Here is a 2,252-nt window from a genome sequence, read left to right as displayed (position 1 = left end):
GCAATATGTAATGCAATTGATAAATCAAAGTGAGTACCTTTTTTTTTGATTTCAGAAGGAGAAAGGTTAACGGTAATTTTTAAAGGAGGAAACTTATAATCATTTGTTAATAAAGCTGATTTAACTCTATCTTTTGATTCTTGAATGGAAGTTGAAATTAATCCAACTATTGTAAAAGATGGTAAACCTTTTGTAAAAGTAGATTCTACGTTGATACTTATTGCATCAATTGTATCTAAAGATGCTGATTTTATTATATGCATAAGTCTTAGCCTTTAATAAAGATATGAATTATTATATCATACTTGTAAGAATTTCTTACATTTTATTAAATGACTAAAAATTAAAAAATATTTTGAGGTTCTCCTAGATAATATCCTTGAGAGTAATCAATTCCTAAATCTTTTATTTTTTCAAATATCTCTTTACTTGAAACAAACTCAGCAACTGTTTTAATACTTTGTTTTTGTGCAAAATGAATTATTGATTCAACAACATGTAAACTATATTCATCACTAACAATATTTTTAATCAAAGAACCATCTATTTTTAAGATATCTGGTTGAAATTCTAATAATCTTTCATAATTTGAATAACCACTTCCAAAATCATCAATAGCAATTTTAACCGCACACTCTAATTTACATTTGATAATAAAATCTTTAACAAGATTAAAATCTTTTACTTCCTCATCTTCTAATAACTCAAAAGTAATTCTTCCTCTATGCTCTTTTTTAGATACTAATACCCATAGATAATTTCTTATTTGTTTATTCTCAATATCAGATGATGATAAGTTTATAGTTATCTCTTTATCTGTGTAAGATAAGGCTTTAAAAGAGTTATCAATAACAATCTTAGTAATGTTTGAATAATATCCAGTTTTTTTTGCAATATCTAAAAAATGAAAAGGTGATATTATTTTTTTATCAATATCTACTAATCTTATTAGTGATTCATATTTTTCAATTTTATTTGTTTTATTATTAACAATAGGTTGAAAAAATGAAACAAAGTTACCTTTATTATTTAATGCATCTTTTATTAAAGTTACACTTTTTAGTTTATTTCTTGCTTCTATTTGTACCCGTCTATGAAAATTTTTAGCATAAACAATATTTAATTTATTTTTTACTGCATGCTGAATACCAAGATAAACATCATCTAATATATGATTACCTTCATTTGCAAAACTAAGACATACATCAATATCATAATGTGTTTCTTTAAAAGATATACCTAATTCTTTAAATTTTGCAATTACACTTTTTAGACACACTTTAACAGAGTCTTCATCAATTGATTTATTCTTTAAAAATCCAAATAATCCATTACTTAAATTATATACTTTATTTAAACCACTATCACTTGGAAAATAGTTTAAAATAACTTGTTCTAATTCAAACTCAAAAATATGCATTGTAGTTTCTGAATAAAACTCTTTAAATAAATCATAATTTACAATTTGTAAAAAAATCAATGTAGGATGTTCTATATATGATAAATCAGCAATTAACTGTTTTTTAGGATTCATAACATCACTAATATCATGCCTTACACCAATTATTTCTTTTATTTTACCATCAACACCAATTACAGGAGATATTGTTGCATCAACATAATATGAAGTACCATCTCTTCTTAGATTTTTAATAATTCCCTTAAATGTTTTATGTTCATTAATTTGACTCCACATATCTTCAAATATCTTTTTAGGAGTATCTGGATGTCTTACAACTTTATGTGATTTACCTAATAGATACTCTTGAGAATAACCACTTATTTCACAAAATTTATTATTAACTTCTTTTATACGACCATTAGCATCTGTTTTACTAATAATGTCACTTTCATTTAATATTCTTTTATACTCTTCTAACTCTTTTGACTGAATCATTATTTGATTAATATAATCAGATTGAGAAATATGCAAATCAGTTTTAAGTAATATTTCTTCTACTAAAAAAGGTTTTTTTATAAAATCAATTGCACCATGTTTTAAAACTTTTGAGTAGTTTTCTCTATTTTGACTACCTGATAAAATAAGAACAGGAATATTTTTAAGAAGTTCATCTTTTTTTACAGTCTCTAAAAACTCAATACCACTCATTTTTGGCATTTCTAAATCTGATAAAATCAAATTTATTGGCTCTTTTTTTAAAATTTCAAGTGCTATTATTGGATCTTTAGCAAGTATTACATTGTAATCTTTTGTTTTTAAAATATTTTCTATTGATTTTAAAACAAATGAA

2 protein-coding genes are annotated in these 2,252 nt (G+C 23.7%); both read right to left on the bottom strand.

Going from position 1 to position 2,252, the window contains the following annotated elements; all coding sequences use genetic code 11:
- Window positions 1–263, bottom strand: a 263-nt coding sequence (locus ACERKK_RS12915; protein WP_373773486.1) for a magnesium chelatase domain-containing protein, incomplete at its 3' end; no start/stop codon positions are given.
- An 80-nt stretch (window positions 264–343) separates the two neighbouring features.
- On the bottom strand, window positions 344–2,252 hold a 1,909-nt coding region (locus ACERKK_RS12910; RefSeq protein ID WP_373773485.1), incomplete at its 5' end, for an EAL domain-containing protein.

It is taken from the genome of Poseidonibacter sp., assembly GCF_041821165.1.
Lineage (GTDB): Bacteria > Campylobacterota > Campylobacteria > Campylobacterales > Arcobacteraceae > Poseidonibacter.
The sequence above is the reverse complement of the archived record's forward strand: the minus strand, read 5'-3'. Positions and strand labels throughout refer to the sequence as shown.